Source organism: Mucilaginibacter sp. L3T2-6, assembly GCF_030519355.1.
Classification (GTDB): domain Bacteria; phylum Bacteroidota; class Bacteroidia; order Sphingobacteriales; family Sphingobacteriaceae; genus Mucilaginibacter.
Map to the genome: position 1 here is coordinate 331915 of NZ_JAUMKC010000001.1, position 17277 is coordinate 349191.

Annotated in this window: 11 protein-coding genes; 2 read left to right on the plus strand and 9 right to left on the minus strand. The window is 44.5% G+C overall.

The features are described 5' to 3' along the window. Positions 1–214: 214 nt before the first annotated feature. Positions 215–3124 (minus strand): aminomethyl-transferring glycine dehydrogenase, encoded by a 2910-nt coding sequence (gcvP, locus tag Q3W13_RS01535; protein ID WP_302860785.1) that lies wholly within the window; start codon positions 3122–3124, stop codon positions 215–217. Between the two features lie 173 nt (positions 3125–3297). On the opposite strand from gcvP, the gene Q3W13_RS01540 reads away from it, so the two are divergent. Beyond that, the gene (locus Q3W13_RS01540; protein ID WP_302860786.1) at positions 3298–3597 is read left to right on the plus strand and encodes a gliding motility-associated C-terminal domain-containing protein; all 300 of its coding nucleotides are present in this window, start codon (positions 3298–3300) and stop codon (positions 3595–3597) included. Between the two features lie 79 nt (positions 3598–3676). On the opposite strand, the gene Q3W13_RS01545 is transcribed toward Q3W13_RS01540, so the two are convergent. After that, on the minus strand, positions 3677–4396 hold the full coding sequence (locus Q3W13_RS01545) for a pyridoxine 5'-phosphate synthase (RefSeq protein WP_302860787.1): 720 nt from the start codon (positions 4394–4396) through the stop codon (positions 3677–3679). A gap of 95 nt (positions 4397–4491) precedes the next feature. On the opposite strand from Q3W13_RS01545, the gene Q3W13_RS01550 reads away from it, so the two are divergent. Beyond that, positions 4492–5481, plus strand: a complete 990-nt coding sequence (locus tag Q3W13_RS01550) for a polysaccharide deacetylase (protein WP_302860788.1) — start codon at positions 4492–4494, stop codon at positions 5479–5481. Positions 5482–5535: 54 nt separating this feature from the next. Here Q3W13_RS01550 and Q3W13_RS01555 read toward each other — a convergent pair whose 3' ends face one another. The 7 genes from Q3W13_RS01555 to Q3W13_RS01580 form a co-directional block, all read right to left on the minus strand. Next, entirely contained in the window at positions 5536–9732 is a 4197-nt protein-coding gene (locus Q3W13_RS01555) for a two-component regulator propeller domain-containing protein (RefSeq protein ID WP_302860790.1), read from the minus strand. Between the two features lie 210 nt (positions 9733–9942). Continuing rightward, positions 9943–11259: an MFS transporter gene (locus tag Q3W13_RS01560; RefSeq protein WP_302860793.1), complete on the minus strand. Its 1317-nt coding sequence runs from the start codon at positions 11257–11259 to the stop codon at positions 9943–9945. A gap of 128 nt (positions 11260–11387) precedes the next feature. Continuing rightward, positions 11388–12773, minus strand: a complete 1386-nt coding sequence (locus Q3W13_RS01565; RefSeq protein WP_302860794.1) for a M20/M25/M40 family metallo-hydrolase — start codon at positions 12771–12773, stop codon at positions 11388–11390. Positions 12774–12869: 96 nt separating this feature from the next. Further along, a complete protein-coding gene (gene recG, locus Q3W13_RS01570; RefSeq protein WP_302860795.1) occupies positions 12870–14978 on the minus strand; it encodes an ATP-dependent DNA helicase RecG in 2109 nt (702 codons plus the stop codon). A gap of 103 nt (positions 14979–15081) precedes the next feature. Then, on the minus strand, positions 15082–15462 hold the full coding sequence (locus tag Q3W13_RS01575; RefSeq protein ID WP_302860797.1) for a RidA family protein: 381 nt from the start codon (positions 15460–15462) through the stop codon (positions 15082–15084). A gap of 19 nt (positions 15463–15481) precedes the next feature. After that, complete coding sequence (locus Q3W13_RS25180) at positions 15482–15628, minus strand: DUF6728 family protein (RefSeq protein ID WP_317567058.1); 147 nt, start codon at positions 15626–15628, stop codon at positions 15482–15484. A 156-nt stretch (positions 15629–15784) separates the two neighbouring features. Then, the gene (locus Q3W13_RS01580) at positions 15785–17164 is read right to left on the minus strand and encodes an OmpA family protein (protein ID WP_302860798.1); all 1380 of its coding nucleotides are present in this window, start codon (positions 17162–17164) and stop codon (positions 15785–15787) included. Between the last annotated feature and the right edge of the window lie 113 nt (positions 17165–17277).

Sequence of the window (17277 nt, forward strand, 5' to 3'; positions counted from 1 at the left end):
AGGTAAAAGTTATCGGTAAAAGGAGGAATTTTGGCGGTGAAAATTTTTGATGCGGAGTTAATTTTAAGATGTATCGATTTGAAAATTTGAAGATAACTTATCGCTTATTCCTTTTATCTGAAATCTTACGAATATAGTTCAGGCAAAAAAAGCCGGCCTTAGTTAAAAAGCCGGCTTTAATTTTATCAGAGTGACGAATTTCATCCGCTCAACCTCACGTTCCGTATTCCGGGGTGGTTACTTCGCTTTCTTCAAATTCATAATCAGTAAGCGGAGGGCAGGAGCAAATCAGCGTCCTGTCGCCATAAGTATCATTAACGCGACCTACAGATGGCCAGAATTTGTAATTGGCTACGTAAGGCAGCGGGAAGGCAGCTTTTTGGCGGGTATATGGATGTTCCCATTCGTTAGCAGTAATTACCGCAGCGGTATGCGGCGCATTCTTTAACGGGTTATCAGTTTTATCGGATATACCTTTTTCTACACTGTCAATTTCATGCCGGATAGAAATCATGGCATCGCAGAAACGGTCGAGCTCATGCTTTGGCTCCGATTCGGTCGGTTCCACCATTACTGTTCCCGCAACCGGGAATGACACAGTTGGTGCATGGAACCCGTAGTCCATTAAGCGCTTGGCGATGTCGGTAACCTCGATGCCGAAGTTTTTGAACGCCCGGCAATCCAATATCATTTCATGCGCGCAGCGGCCGTGGCTACCCGTGTAAAGCACAGGGTAGTGATGCTCTAAGCGTGTTTTGATATAGTTGGCATTCAGTATAGCGTAACGGGTTGCGTTGGTTAAACCGTCGCCGCCCATCATAGCGATGTAGGCATGAGAAATAATCAGGATAGAAGCAGAGCCCCATGGCGCAGCAGATACTGCGTGGATGGATTTGCCCCTGTCGATATCAACCACCGCGTGGCCTGGCAAATAAGGCACCAGGTGTTTGGCTACGCCGATAGGACCCATTCCGGGGCCCCCGCCGCCATGCGGTATACAGAATGTTTTATGCAGGTTAAGGTGGCAAACATCCGCACCGATGTTAGCAGGACTTGTCAGACCTACCTGTGCGTTCATGTTGGCCCCGTCCATATAAACCTGTCCGCCATTAGCGTGAATGATCTCGCAAATCTCGATGATCGATTCTTCGAACACGCCATGTGTTGACGGGTAGGTTACCATTAGGCAGGATAGCTCATTTTTATATTGCTCAGCCTTAGCTTTCAGATCAGCAACGTCGATATTACCATTATCATCGCAGCGAACTACCACGATCTTCATCCCTGCCATAGCTGCCGAAGCAGGGTTGGTGCCGTGAGCTGAAGATGGAATAAGTGCGATATTACGGTGGCTGTCGCCGCGGTCGTTATGATAAGTACGGATAACCATCAGTCCGGCATATTCGCCCTGTGCGCCGGCGTTTGGTTGCAGGCTCATGGCCGCAAATCCGGTTATTTCGCTCAGCCAGTTATTCAGTTCATCAAACACCTGCATATAGCCGCCCACCTGGTCGGTTGGCGCGAAGGGGTGCATTTTGCTGAACTCAGCCCAGGTAACCGGTACCATTTCGGTTGTAGCATTCAGCTTCATGGTGCACGAGCCAAGGGCGATCATAGAGTGACAAAGGGATAAGTCCTTTGCCTCCAATGATTTGATATAGCGCAGCATCTCATGTTCAGAATGATGTGAGTTGAACAGCGCGTGTGTTAAATAAGCCGACTTACGTTGAAGTTCGGCAGGGATTACGGTTGAAAGACCAGCTTTCAAACCATCCATATCAACATCATTCAATGTCTTGCCTTTCACACGGGCAAAAAAGCGGACAATGGTTTTAATATCTTCAGTTGAAGTGGTTTCATCAATTGAAATGCTGACAACTGAACCTTCGTAGTGAAAGTTCATTTCGTTGTTGATAGCCTCGGCATGAACCGGGCCAACCAAATCACCTAAATCAAACTTTATCGTATCGAAGTAAGCTCCGTTGAGCTGCTGGTAGCCTAATTGCTTCAAGGAATCAGATAGCAAAATAGCCAGGCCGTGGATGCGCCCCGCAATCAGCTTTAAGCCTTCCGGACCATGATATACAGCATACATACCGGCCATAATAGCCAGCAGGGCCTGAGCAGTACAAATGTTTGATGTGGCTTTATCCCTGCGGATATGCTGTTCGCGGGTTTGCAGGGCCATGCGCAAAGCATAATTGCCCGCGCTGTCAATAGTTACACCGATAATGCGGCCGGGGATAGACCGTTTGTATTCCTCTTTTGTAGCAAAGAATGCAGCATGAGGTCCGCCAAAACCCATCGGCACACCAAAACGCTGGGTTGAGCCAACTACAATATCGGCGCCCCATTCGCCCGGAGGCGTTAAGAGCAACAGGCTCATAATATCGGCAACAACTGTAAGTTTTATGCCTTTTTCGTGGCTTTTTGCGGCAAAATCAGCGTAGTTATAAACGGCTCCATTTCCCGCGGGATATTGTACGATAGCGCCAAACATGTTATCGGTCAGCTCAACAGACTGGTGATTGCCGATATGCAGTTCGATGCCATAAGGCTGCGCGCGGGTTTTTAAAATATCGATGGTTTGCGGGAATATCTCTTCCGAGACAAAAAATACGTTTGCGTTTTGGTTTTTGCGCAAGCTGTATTGCATAAACATCGCTTCGGCGGCGGCGGTACCCTCGTCAAGCAGAGATGCGTTGGCAATTTCCATTCCGGTCAAATCGATAACCATGGTCTGGAAATTCAATAAGGCCTGTAAACGACCCTGCGCAATTTCAGCCTGGTAGGGGGTGTATTGCGTGTACCAACCCGGATTTTCGAGGATGTTGCGCTGGATAACGCCGGGTACAATCACATCATAGTAACCCTGGCCGATAAATGATTTAAATACCTTGTTTTTTGATGCAGTTTGCCTCAGCGATGCCAGGTAATCAAACTCGCTTTTTGCCGCCGGCAGATTGAGCGGCGCCTTTAGCCTTATCTTTTTGGGGATGGTTTGGTCAATTAACTCATCAAGCGAATTAACGCCGATGGTCTTTAACATCTGCGCGGTGTCTGCCTCGTTTGGAGCAATGTGGCGCGCCTGGAATTTCTCCTGGTAGTCGATATTCAACTTCATCAAATGGTGGTCAGTTATTTTGCGTGCAAAGGTACAATTTTATAGGCGGAGTATCAAAATTGCCAGGGCCCTGCAACGTGTATTAAGCGTAAAATTTTGATGGTAAATAATAGCTTCTTTTACAGTGTCCTTAATCGATAAAAATTGTATTTTGCTCCCGGTTTCCCTAAGCGATGCGTCACTCTGTTTTCCTGATTGTATTATTTGTTTTCTTTATCCCTGCCCTTGCATCCGCAGCAACTTTTACCGTTACCAGTAACGCCGATTCCGGACCAGGAACATTGCGCGAGGCGCTGACTAAAGCGGCGGTATTTACCCGCTACGGCGAAAAAATATTTGAATCAAAAGGTTATAACAAACCGTTCGATGGAACAACCAACGGCAGGCAATTGCCCGCAGGTGTTTATTATTACATCATTAACCTGAACACCGATTGCAATTTGCTTTCGGGAAGTTTAACCATTGTGAGGTAGTTGTTTGAACTGGAATTAGAGAATTATCAGAATTTTCGATACGCCATTCGAATAATTCTCTAATTCTAAAAATTCGAGTTCAGACTGCTAATTGCCGTAAATACATCTGAATAGTATTCTCCAGCCCGTAGTAAATAGCATCACATATGAGTGCGTGGCCGATGCTTACCTCGTCCAGGCGGGGTATGTTTTCTGCGAAATATTTTAGGTTATTCAAATCGAGATCGTGGCCGGCATTGATGCCGAGGCCAAGACGATGGGCCGCCTCTGCAGCTTTTACGTAAGGGGCAATGGCCGCTTCTTTATTTTGATGATATTGGTGTGCATAGGCCTCGGTATATAGCTCGATGCGATCGGTACCGGTTTTGGCTGCGCCTTCTACCATTTCAACTATCGGGTCTACAAATATCGATACGCGAGTGCCCGCGTTTTTAAACACCTTGATGATATCCGTAAGATATTGCTGGTTGGCGATAGTATCCCAGCCATGATTGGAAGTAAGTTGGCCCAACGCATCCGGGACAAGGGTCACCTGTTCCGGTTTGTTTGCCAATACCAGGTCGATGAGTTTATGCTCCTGGCAGTTCCCTTCAATGTTGAACTCCGTAGTCACGATCTTTTTTAACTCGAAAACATCATTGTACCGGATATGCCGCTCATCAGGCCGCGGATGCACGGTGATGCCTTGTGCGCCAAAACGTTCGCAGTCTTTGGCTACCTGGATTAAATCTGGATTATTGCCGCCCCGCGAATTGCGAAGGGTTGCAATTTTATTGATGTTGACGGATAGACGGGTCATTTTAATTCGGATTTCGGATGTTTGATTTCGGATTTAGTAAAAAACGTTTAGCCATGCAAACTTATAAAATACTAAATTCGAAACGGTAATTTTAAATGAAACAACTGCCTAAATACTTTTTGGTTTACCTTTTTGCGATTTTAGGTTTGTCCGCGAAAGCGCAGGGTATCTATAAAAAAATTACCAGTTACCGTGCTTATTATGGCTGGGCTAAGCATTATCCCCAGGACTGGATGATATTGCGCCAATTTGTAAATGATGGTAAAACTTACTTGTTGCTGGTAAATCCGCAAACGCTGGAAACTAAAATTGACGAGCCCGGTTTTTACGCAATAAAACAAATGACCATTGACGAGGCACGGGCATTTTTTAAATCGACTCCCTACGTTAAAGCCCTGCAAAAAGCCGAAAAGCAATCGGTAAACATGCAGGACGCAGGTATCGAAAGCGGTATGCCCAAACAAACCGGAATTAGCCTTACCGCCGATTTGTGCCCATCGCGTAAACCGCTTGATAGAAGGATATTCAACAGTATTATTACCGAATTTAAAAAAGTTGAGCAGCCGGTTCCCATCGCATTGTCCGTAACCGGTATCTGGATGCGGCAACACCCACAGGACTTGGAATGGCTAAAGGAACTACAGGATAAACATGAGATTTTTATTACCTGGATAAACCACTCTTTTAATCATCGTGTTAGCCTGAAATTGCCACTGAAGGAAAATTTTTTATTGGAAGCCGGAACAAATATTAACTACGAAGTACTTGAAACCGAGATGGCAATGCTGAAAAACGGGTTAATGCCGTCGGTTTTCTTTCGGTTTCCGGGGTTGGTATCTGATCAGAAACTTGTTTATCAAATCACAGATTTTGGATTGATACCAATTGGCACCGATGCCTGGCTGGCCAAAGGACAGCAACCACAAGCAGGCAGCATCGTTTTAATACATGGCAACGGTAATGAACCGGTAGGCGTAACCGACTTTATCAGGCTGCTGAAGGCTAAAACGCAATCCATTGCCAGAAAACAATGGCTGCTTTACGATTTAAGGGAAAGCGTAGATGAAGAATTCCAGGGCGAGTAGACCTTTGAGGCCTGAGGCTTTAGCCCTGCTGTACTATCAGTTATAGTTCCGGTTTCACTCAACCGTGTTATCCACTTCCTTGTTAACGTACGACTTCTCAAGCACATCAACCAATGCCTGTATATTAACAGGTTTAGAGATAAAATGATTCATCCCGGCTTCTAAAGCTGCCGTTTTATCTTCTGCCATTGCGCTGGCGGTCATGGCAATAATGTATGGTTGTTTAAATTCGCTTTTTCGTATAATACGGGTAGTTTCCAGGCCATCGAGCTCAGGCATTTGTACATCCATCAGTATGATGTCATAAGATTGATTTTCCAGAGCTTCAATCACCTGGTTGCCATTATTTACCACCAGAGGATCGTAACCAAGCTTATTGACAACTTTGGTAATTAGCTTTTGATTAATCAGGTTATCCTCAGCAATTAAAATGCTCATCGGATATTTTTTAGCAAATTGTTCTGAAAGTAGTGTCGCGGCAGTCTTTTCTGCTGAGGCTGCTTTACCCAGCATGAGCCCGGCTTGTATAGCATTGCACAGCTGTTGTTGTTTAACCGGTTTTAACAGCGTTTTTACGGTTGGGTCGGTAATTTTATTTTTTTCAAGTACCGAACATGTCAATATTATGGTAACGTTTTTGTCGATGTTTTTAATAGCTTTTGTTAATTCAAGCGTGTCGGCGCCGGGGATATTGGTGCCGGTGATCACTATGCTGAATTTGTCTTCGCTTGTTAAAAGCTTCAATGCTTCTTCAGCCGATGTGGCTGTTACAGGCGTAAGCTTCCATTGTTCAAGCTGATCGGCAAGGACAATGAGCGCTTTTACACTTTGGTCGATCAATAAAACGCGACCGCTCCGTTCATTCGTCAGACTACAGCCAATGCGCGGTTTTGCAATTTTATCCTCTTCTATTTTCAGATTAAAGATCACGGATGTGCCTTTTCCGGCTTCGCTTTCAATAGCAATGGAGCCACCCATTAATTCAACCAGCCTTTCGCAGATGGCCAGGCCCAGGCCGGTTCCGCCGTAACTCCTGGTAGTTGAGGCATCCACCTGGGTAAACGCTTTAAATAAGCGTTTCAGCTTTTCGTTAGGTATGCCGATACCGGTGTCACTAACTTTGAAGCCGATGCTTAAGTTGTTTCCATCCCGTTCCCGTAAATTTATCTCAATCAGTATTTCTCCCTTGCTGGTGAATTTAATAGCATTGTTTACCAGGTTTAACAATATCTGCCTTAGTCGCAACTGGTCGCCTATCAGCAATTCCGGTACGTCATGCGCGATATAGTACAGCAGGTTCAACTGTTTTTTTGCGGCTGATTCCGAAAATAAATCCAGCACATCTTCTACGCAACTTCTCAAATCAAACGAATGGTAGTCGAGCTCCATCTGGCCCGACTCAATTTTTGAGAAATCGAGTATGTCATTAATTACGTTCAGCAGGTTTTCGCCGCTAACACGTATAATGTCGGCGTATTCGCGCTGCTCGGCAGTTAACTGTGTTTCGCACAGTAGCGATGTCATCCCAAGTACGCCATTCATCGGCGTCCTGATTTCATGGCTCATGGTAGCCAGGAATATGCTTTTGGCCTTATTTGCTTTTTCGGCCTCCTGCCTCGCCTTTAATTCCTGTTCTTTTTGTGTCATGAGCTCGTTGTTCAGCTCCTGTAAATAATCTGACTGCGATTGCAACTCTTCCGACTGTGCCTGCAACTCTTCGTTAAGCGACTGCAATTCTTCTGATTGGTTTTGCAATTCTTCCGACTGGGCCACTACCTCTGCAGTTTTTTCCTTAACACGTTTTTCAAGCTCTTTCTTTTGTTTTCTTATAGCATATAACCGGTATCGGTAAAATCCGAATATAGCCAGGCATAATGCCGTTATAGCAATGGTCCGGAACCACCAGGTCATGTAGAACGGAGGAACTATAATAATTTTTATTGAAGCTGTGTCCTTGCTCCAAACACCGTCATTGTTAGCTGCTTTTACCTTGAAAATATATTCGCCCGGGTCAAGATTGGTATAAGTTGCTTTATGTTGTGAGCCTACATAATTCCAGCCTTTTTCAAAATTTTCCATTGTATAGGCGTACGAAGTCATTTCAGGAAGCGTGAAATTCAGCGCGCTGTACTCTATCGTGAAAACCAACTGATTGTAATTAAGCCTTATTTCTTTTGTCAGGCTGATTGAATTTTTAAGTACCGAACCTTTTCCAACCGGCACCTTCTTATTGAATAATTGGAAATCTGTAAATACTACATGGTGCATGTTTTTATTAGTAGCCAGCTGATAGGGGTCGACAATATTAAAACCGTTATGACCACCGAAAAGCAACTCGCCGTTTGAGGCCTTTAAGCCTGCACCTGAAAAAAATTCATAGCCTTGCAGGTTATTGGCGGTAGTATATTTTCTGAACTCGTTTGTGCCGGGCCTGAAACTTATGAGCCCTTTATTGGTACTAACCCACAAAAAGCCCATATCGTCTTCGTTTATATAATTTATTATGGAGTAATTTGAGCCTGACGGAAATGAGTAAGCTGAAAAGGTTTTTGTATTTCTGTTGAAACGGTACAGGCCGCCCCCCAATGTGCCGGTCCACAAAATACCCTGGTGGTCCTCAAATATAGAGACGATAACATTGCTTGACAGGCCGTCCCTTGTCGGTTTAAAGCATGTAAAGTCATTGCTGGCTGCATTATACAAATTTAGCCCGCCGAATGTACCGATCCAGATCCGGTTTTGTTTGTCTTGGCAAATCGATCTGATATCATCATTTGATATAGAATGTAAAGTATCCAGCGCATTATGACGATAACGTTTAATAACCTTATTATTGGAAATAACATTAACGCCGCCGCCGTCCAGTCCCACCCAGATATTGCCGGATTTGTCCTCAATCAGCGCAAAAACATTCGGGCTGCTGATTTCACCTGGCTTATTACCGGCGGAAAAATGTGTTAGTGATTTGGTGTTATTATTAATCAAATCCAGCCCGTCGCCATAATAACCTAACCAAAGATTTTTCCGGCTGTCATTTAATAAAGTCAATATATGTTTCCCGCTCAATGGGGCTGTTCCTCCGGGTGCCGACAACTGGAGATTAAACTCTTGTTTAGCGGAATTAAAAAAATTCAAGCCACCGCCGTCGGTACCTATCCAATACCCGTTGGTGGTTTCGGCAAATGAAGTTACAATGTTATTGCTAAGGCCGTTGCTGCCTAATGTACTTTTGTGATAATAGTCGAACATCGACAGGTTGGTGTCATAATATTTTACGCCGGCATCGTAGGTGCCCAGCCACAAAATACCTCCATCATTATAAATACAGTTTATTGAATTATTTTCTTCTTTAGGTTGGTCTTCGCTCGTATATTTAGTGAATGTGTGTTTAACCTCGTCAAACAAATCAAGCCCGTTTTCGGTAGCAAGCCATACTTTCTTAAATTTCCCCTGCGTAATGGCAAATACATTATTATTTACCAGCGAAGCGGGATTATTCGGCTGATGATTGAAATTGGTAAATGTCCTGGTTTTAAGATCGAATAAATCCAGGCCTCCGCCGTGGGTACCTATATAGAGGTTGCCGTCGGAGTTTTTAAATACGGTATTAATAAAGTTATCGCTAATACTATTTTTACCATTATGCACGTAGGTCTTGGCGGCCCCTGTTACCGGGTTAAATTGCACAAGGCCCCCTTCGGTGCCGAGCCAAAGCATTCCCTCGTTATCTTCTGTGATTGAAGTTATATGATGAACGGCTATGTCATCCCGATTCTTAGCATACATGAACCTTTTTACCTTTTTGGTTTTTACATTTAATAAGTTTAACCCGGAATAACTGCCAACCCATATGCGCCCCTTGCTGTCCTGGAAAGTACAAGCAACGTCGGGGTCGGAAAGCGTGCTTTCATCATCTTTGTTGGCCTTAAATGTTGTAAAATTATTAGTGTTGTAATTAAACAAGCTAAGGCCGCCTCCGCTGCCTATCCAAAGGTTTCCCTGCTTATCCTCGAAAAGATCAGTTACATCATTTGCCGGAAGCGAGTTCGGGTCTTTAGCGTCATGCTTGAAGGTTATAAAATTGTAGCCGTCATAACGGTTTAAACCGTCATCGGTAGAAAACCACATAAAGCCCAAATGATCTTTAATAATGGATTTGACATCGCTTTGCGAAAGTCCGTCCTCGATAGTTAACGAGGAAAATTTCACAACTTTATTTTGTGCCAATGACTTGCCGGTGATTAACAGCATAACGCCCACCAGAAGGAAAAGCAATAAAAAAAGCGACCTGAGTTTATAATATAACATTACAATATTTCTATCAGCATGTTACACCCTTTTAATTGGAAATTAAGATGAGTGCGGCTATAAGATAGGGGTAACAGGCTGTAGATGTCTTATACGTTAAATATCAATAAAGGTTATGTTGTGAAAGAAAGCCAGAAGGTAGCGGCCTGCACCTTAAGATTCCGCCTGAGCTGCCTCAGGCATTTGAATCTGGTTTAATGAGAGCGGAATTAATTTCTGTGTTTTTAAAAAGGTAAACGTTACAATAAGAAGCGTCATGGTTCCGCCCACAAGTACGGCCGGAACGGTACCCAGCAAACGGGCCGCTACTCCTGATTCAAAATCGCCGATCTCATTAGAAGAGCCGATAAACATGGAGCTTACGGCCGAAACGCGCCCGCGCATGTCATCGGGCACCAGCAATTGCATCAAAGTGCCCCTGATGATAACGCTTACACTATCGAAAGCTCCCTGCGCAAACAGGAATAATAACGAGAGAAAAAAAGTTTTTGATAAACCGAAACCGATAATAGAGAGCCCGAACCCTGTAACCGCTATCAGCAAATTACGCCACGGCCTGTTCATGGGCGAAAAGCGCGCCATAACTATCATCGTCAGCGCGGCCCCAAGGGATGATGCCATACGCATGATGCCCAGGCCTTCCGAGCCTACCTTTAAAATATCAAGCGCAAATACCGGGAGCAGAGCCACAGCGCCGCCGAAGAATACCGAAAACAAGTCGAGGCTCATGGCGTAAAACATAATTTTGTTGTTAAAAACAAAATGCAGGCCCGCCATCAGGTTTTGCCATTTACTTTCGGCCTTTGCAACAAATGTCGGCGGGTATTTGCGCAGGCTGTAAACAATCCCCATGGATATCAGCAGGAACACGATAAGCACTGAATAGGTCGCCGTCATGCCCGAAATACCTTGTACAATCCGGTTCCCGAATGCGTAAGTAAAGCCTGCGATTAACGGCCCCAATATCGAGGCTACCTGCCAGCTCGAACTGCTCCAGGTGCTTGCATTGGGATATACTTCCCGCGGCACGCTGTGCGAATACACAATAAACGTAGCGGGACCATAAAAAGCACGGGCAACACCATTGCAAAATATCATGGCGTACATAATCGGCACTATCCAGCCAAGGTGAATAATCCCGCTCATACTATGGAGGGTAACTACAAATATCGTCAGTGACGATAAGAACACGCCCGTATAGAGCAATAACAGCATTTTCCGCTTTTCATACTTATCAGCAATATAACCGCCATACAATGCTATGCCAACAGCCGGAATAGCTTCGCTTAGTCCTACAAAGGCAATGGCAATTTTGCTATGGGTAACCTGGTAGATGTAAAAGCCTAAAACAGTGGTTTGCATCTGGTAGGCAAGTGTAAAGAAAAACCGCATACCAAGGTAGCGGCGGAAATCTTTATAACGCAATGCTGCAAATGAATCTGGTTTGGGGGTACTATCGCCGTCTGCCACAGATGTGTTGTTAGTGATGCGGTAAAATTACGAATTAAGCGATAATGAGAGGAATGACTTACGAAGTTTTTAAAGCTTCGTAAGTCCTGATTTGCGAGAAATGACAATATGCGAACATTATTTATGGATTAATTAATCCCGTGCTGGTCAATAAGGTATATCAGCGAAGCCATGGATGCCGCGCCAAGTTCCAGCTCACGTTTGCTTACGTTCTCAAATACATCATCAGGTGTGTGGTGTACGTCGAAATACCGCTGCGAATCAGGTAAATAGCCGATCAGCACAACGCCTTTTACTTTGCCTGCCAGCGGGCCAATATCACTGCCGCCGCCACCAGCTACCAGCATGCCCGAACCATATGGTGCAAGCAGCGGCCCCCAGTTGTTGTTTATTTTATTTAACAGCGATGGCGAAACTCCCTGGAAAGAGAAGCCACGCGGCGTAAACCCACCCAGGTCTGATTCGATGGCAGCAATGTGTTCCTCTTTGTTTTCAGCAGCCAGGTCGGCATATTTCTCGCCGCCGCGGTCGCCGTTTTCCTCATTCATAAAAAATACTGCCCTGATAGAGTTTTTAGGTTTGTAGCCCATTACCTTCAGCAGCCGTACCGCTTCAAGAGAACCTATTACACCTGTGCCATCGTCATGCGCGCCTTCGGCCAGATCCCATGAATCCAGGTGACCGCCAACTGTGATGTATTTATTGGGGTTTTCCGTGCCTCTTAGCTCACCTACAACATTAAATGACGGTGCGTCTGGCAAATGCATACAGTTTTGTTTAAAATAAAATTTAACATGTGGTAAGGACCTCATCTTAAGCATGGCGCTTAATTTATTCGCGTCGTTGGTCGAAATTGCGGCTGCCGGGATATTCAGGCTGTCTTTTAAGTAGGCTGTAGTGCCCGTATGCGGATAGTCATCTTGTCTTCCTGTTAGTGAACGTACAATAACCCCCACGGCGCCATATTTAGCTGCGGCTGCAGGCCCCGCAAAACGCTGGTCTCCGGCAGCGCCATAAGCCCTTAAGGTTTCAATAAAGCGTTCATCAAACGGACGATTAAAAAATACAATTTTGCCTTTTATAGCATCTTTGCCCAACGTGGCTAATTCCTTCAGGCTGTGCAGCTCGATAACCGGTGCAGTAAGGCCATTTTTGGGCGTAGCAACCGACATGCCCAATGCGGCAATATGTACGCTTATTTTCTTATTACCTTTAATAATTGCGCCTTCTTCCTTAGCGCCGCGCACCCAATGGGGCACCATACAAGGCTGCAGATACACCTTATCAAAGCCGTAGCTCTCCATCAGCTTTTTGCTCCAGTCAACAGCCTTTTGTGCATTGGCAGATCCGCTTAAGCGCTGCCCGATGCTTTTGCAGAGGTAGCGCAGGTTTTCATAGCTTTTGCCATTAACAAGTTCCTCATCGTATATTTTACGGATCATCAGGGAATCCTGGGCTTTTACCAGGCCGCCCGTGAAAATTAAGGCGGATAAAAGTGTAAGTTTTAGTTTCATATTGTTGATCAGTTATGCGGTAAATATACAGAAATCACAAAAGGAAAGGGAGCAGATTACACCGCTTTAGCCATGTTAAGAGTAACAATTACGCTTTCAGGATATTTTATTCCAGCTCAAACCCTCCTGTGCGGACTTGAAGGCCTGGTGCAATATCTGATTTTCGGGCAGGGCGAGCTGCGGATCTTTTTCAAAAATACTTTCAACAAATTCCCGCACTTTCACGAGCAGTTCCTGATCGGTAACAAGGTTGGCCACCTTTAAATCCATTACACCGCTCTGCTCAGTGCCTTCCAGGTTTCCGGGGCCGCGAAGTTCAAGATCGGTTTCTGCAATTTCAAAGCCGTTGTTGGTGCGAACCATCGTGTTGAGCCTGATGCGGCCATCATTGCTTAATTTTTGAGTACTCATCAGGATGCAATAAGATTGCTCGGCGCCACGGCCAACCCGGCCGCGCAATTGGTGCAGCTGCGACAGCCCGAACCGCTCCGCATTCTCAATGATCATTACGGAGGCATTGGGGATATTTACCCCTACTTCAATAACCGTAGTAGCAACCATTATCTGGGTTTCACCTTTTATAAAGCGGTTCATCTCAAACTGTTTGTCCACCGCTTTCATTTTGCCATGTACAATGCTGATGCGGTAATCCGGAAGCGGAAACTCATGAGCCATTGTTTCAATACCGGCTTCAAGATTCTTAAGATCGAGCTTTTCGCTTTCCTGTATCAGTGGATAAACTACGTAAACCTGCCTGCCTTTGGCAATTTCGCGTTTCATAAATCCAAACATTGCCAGGCGCTGGTTTTCATAATAATGCACGGTTTGGATCGGCTTTCGGCCAGCGGGCAATTCATCGATAACCGATATGTCCAGGTCGCCATAAAGCGTCATGGCGAGTGTACGCGGAATCGGTGTAGCGGTCATCACCAGCACATGCGGCGGAATGGTGTTTTTGCGCCAAAGCTTAGACCGTTGTTCTACACCAAAGCGATGCTGCTCGTCAATCACTACAAATCCCAGGTTTTGGTATTGCACCTTGTCTTCAATCAGTGCGTGCGTACCTATCAGTATTTTAAGCCGGCCATTTTCGAGGTGCTCGTGGATAATTTTTCTTTCCTTTTGCTTGGTCGATCCGGTAAGCAAACCAACTTCTATAAAGTCATCGCCAACCAATTCCTTTATAGTGGCATAATGCTGACTGGCCAAAATTTCTGTCGGCGCCATTATACAGCATTGAAAGCCGTTATCTACGGCCAAAAGCATGCTCATCAGCGCAACTACGGTTTTTCCGCTACCCACGTCACCCTGCAGCAGCCGGTTCATTTGTACGCCGCGCTGGGTATCCTGCCTTATCTCTTTTAAAACACGCTTTTGTGCATTGGTTAAAGGGAACGGCAGCTTATGGTGGTAAAACTCATTAAATGCATCTCCGACAATGCTAAAAATATTGCCTTTAAACTTTTGGCTGTGCAGCAGCTTATTTTTAAGGAGCTTTAGCTGAAGAAAAAATAATTCATCGAACTTTAAACGATGCTGTGCTGCATGCAGCTTGTGTGAATCACCCGGGAAATGGATGTTTTTATAAGCATCGGCACGGCTCATTAGTTTAAACCGGTCGGTGATATATGGCGGCAGATTTTCGTGTATATCTTTAACATGCTGTTCAATCAGCACAGCTGTTAATCTCTGGATGCCCTTACTGTCGAGCGCGAATTGCTTTAGTTTTTCGGTGGAGTTGTAAGCTGGCTGCAGCGTCAGGTTTCCTTGTCGTTCTTTTATTCCGGTAGTGTAGAGTTCCATTTCGGGATGCGCCATTTGCGGCTTGCCATTAAAAAATGATGGCTTACCGAACAACACATATACTTTTCCAGGAATAAGTGTCTTTTCTATCCACTTTATACCCTGGAACCACACCAGTTCTATTACGCCTGTATCATCCTGGGCATAGGCAACCAATCGCGTAGTCCGCTTTTCGCCGGCAATCTCTTTCCTTGTTAAGCGGGCAAGTACCTGTACATAGGGCAGGTCAGGCTGGATATCTTTGATCTTATAGAACCGCGTACGGTCGATGTATTTGTAAGGGAAGGAGTTTAAAAGATCGCCAAAATTATTTATACCTAACTCCTTTTTTAAGACATTAGCCCGGCTTAGGCCAACGCCCTTTAAATATTCTATCGGAGTTTCAAATACTTTGGGGTTCAATTAATGATTGGGTGAACGGGTGAATTATCGATTTGAAAATTAGCCGATAGAAAGAACTGTATAAACTTGCGATCTTCAATTTTCAAACCACCAAGTTTTTAAACTATGACTTTACAGCCGTAACCGTTATCTCTACGTTTACACCTTTAGGCAAACCGGCGACCTGCACAGTTTCCCGGGCAGGAAAATTATCTGTAAAATAAGTACCATAGATCTCATTGACCTGGGCAAAGTTCTGCATATCCATCAAAAAGATGCTTGTTTTAACCACATTGTTAAAATCAAGGCCCGCTTCTTTAAGGATCGCTTTGATATTGTCCATTACCTGCCTGGTTTCTGTCTTTATATCTCCAGTAATCAATTCGCCTGTTGCAGGATTCAGCGCTATCTGTCCTGACAAAAAAACAAGATTGCCTGCGGCCACCGCCTGGCTGTACGGGCCGATAGGAGCCGGTGCATTAGTAGTGTTGATGATGGTTTTCATGAATAAATGCGTGATAGAATTAATTCTTTTTAAGGATAAAGATTTTGATAATGGTCCAAATTATACCGGCCAAAAACATAATAATGGCAATGGCATTGATTGTATGCATTACCTTAAGGTTAAAATTGGTGGGCCTGTTGGGGTCTTTTTTCCTGAAAAAGTACATAGAACAAATATAGTGAGTTGAGGTGAAAGGTGAAAGGTGAAAGGTGAAAGGTGAAAGGTGAAAGGTGAAAGGTGAAAGGTGAAAGGTGCGCTTTAAAATAAACAAGAAAGGCTTCCCGGTTATCAAGAAGCCTTTCGGTATAATACTTATTCAATATTATCTGTGGAATTCAACACGACGGTTTTGAATACGACCTTCTTCGGTTGAGTTGTCAGCAATTGGGTGAGTTTCACCGAATGCTTTCACTTTTAAGCGTTTTGCATCAACACCAGAGTTAACTAAGTAAGTTTTTACTGAGTTAGCACGGTCTTTAGAAAGACGCATGTTGTGAGCAGCAGTACCTTCAGATGAAGCATAACCAGCTAAAGTTACAGTGCTTGAGTTTGATTTCATGTCAGCTGAAGTAGCATCCAATACTGGGTATGAAGATGTTTTCAATACTGAGCTATCAAATTCGAACTGGATGTTGCTGTAAGCAGCAGCAGGTGCTTTTGCAGCAGTAGTATCAGGAGTTGGGAATTTGATTGGGCAACCAGAACCGTCAACAACGCTACCAGCAGGAGTGTTAGGGCATTTGTCGAATTGGTCAGCAACACCGTCACCGTCAGAATCTTTCTTCAGGTCGTTAACTGCGTTTTCAACGTTAGTAACACGGCCTTTTAAAGCTTCAACTTCCTGGCGTAATGCAGCATCGTACAACTCGTCATACATCATAGCAACTGGGTTTGCCCACTCTAAGCTTGGTTTTGAAGATGAACCAAGGGTGTACTCTAAACCAGCATAGCCATAAGACCATTTGTCGTTCGATGGATATTTAGCATGAACACCGGTCATGTTGAAATCATCAAGGAAGTTTTCAGTGTAACCTAAGTTAAAGTCTAAGTGATCAGAAGCGCGGAATTTAACGCCAACACCAACAGGGATGAACACGTTTTTAGTCCAGTGACCGCTAAGATCTTTCCAGGTAGGAGTGTAGTTAGTCAGGTCAGTTGACGGAGCAGGATTGTACATGATGTAACCGAAACCTGCAGAAGCGAAGAAATTAACTGAATTTGCGCGGTGTAAGAAGCTGATGTTACCGAAGTTAACAACGCCGCTTAAGCTACCAGACCAGAATTTGGTTTTGAAACCTTCGTAAGCGGTACCTGTGTAAACGTCTGTTACGGTAGTCATAGCATGAGGATCCCTGGTTAAGTCAGGATTTTGATCCTGCTTGCCTTTAAGGGTACCACCATGTAAGTCTAACTGTATGCCGAATGCATGGCTAAGCTGATCTTTAATTGAAAGGCCATAACCTAGGTTTGGCTGGCTTTTGTTGAAGCGGTTTACGCCACCAGTTAATACTGAAGGAGCTGTTACGCCAACGTTAACACCTATGCTCCAGGTGTTGTACTGTCCGGCTCCGCCAAACAATTTGGCAGTACCAGCAGCATCAGAAGTTTTCATTTTGGTAGTATCCTGAGCTGACGCTAAGCCTACTGCCATAAAGGAAACAAATGATAAGACGACTGTTTTCTTTAATGTAGAATAGTTCATAGTTTTAAGATTAAACGATTTAATTTTAATTGTGATTTTTTTCAAAAATAGTAATTATGTTTGAATTTGTAACCAAACACCGTTCCAAATTTTGTAATTATTATACAAATAAA

What these genes read in the sequence shown, in the direction of transcription:
- gcvP (WP_302860785.1), bottom strand. Translation starts at nt 3,124, where the DNA reads ATGAAGTTGAATATCGACTACCAGGAGAAATTCCAGGCGCGCCACATT.
- Q3W13_RS01540 (WP_302860786.1), top strand. Translation starts at nt 3,298, where the DNA reads ATGCGTCACTCTGTTTTCCTGATTGTATTATTTGTTTTCTTTATCCCT.
- Q3W13_RS01545 (WP_302860787.1), bottom strand. Translation starts at nt 4,396, where the DNA reads ATGACCCGTCTATCCGTCAACATCAATAAAATTGCAACCCTTCGCAAT.
- Q3W13_RS01550 (WP_302860788.1), top strand. Translation starts at nt 4,492, where the DNA reads ATGAAACAACTGCCTAAATACTTTTTGGTTTACCTTTTTGCGATTTTA.
- Q3W13_RS01555 (WP_302860790.1), bottom strand. Translation starts at nt 9,732, where the DNA reads ATGCTGTTAATCACCGGCAAGTCATTGGCACAAAATAAAGTTGTGAAA.
- Q3W13_RS01565 (WP_302860794.1), bottom strand. Translation starts at nt 12,773, where the DNA reads ATGAAACTAAAACTTACACTTTTATCCGCCTTAATTTTCACGGGCGGC.
- Q3W13_RS01575 (WP_302860797.1), bottom strand. Translation starts at nt 15,462, where the DNA reads ATGAAAACCATCATCAACACTACTAATGCACCGGCTCCTATCGGCCCG.
- Q3W13_RS25180 (WP_317567058.1), bottom strand. Translation starts at nt 15,628, where the DNA reads ATGTACTTTTTCAGGAAAAAAGACCCCAACAGGCCCACCAATTTTAAC.
- Q3W13_RS01580 (WP_302860798.1), bottom strand. Translation starts at nt 17,164, where the DNA reads ATGAACTATTCTACATTAAAGAAAACAGTCGTCTTATCATTTGTTTCC.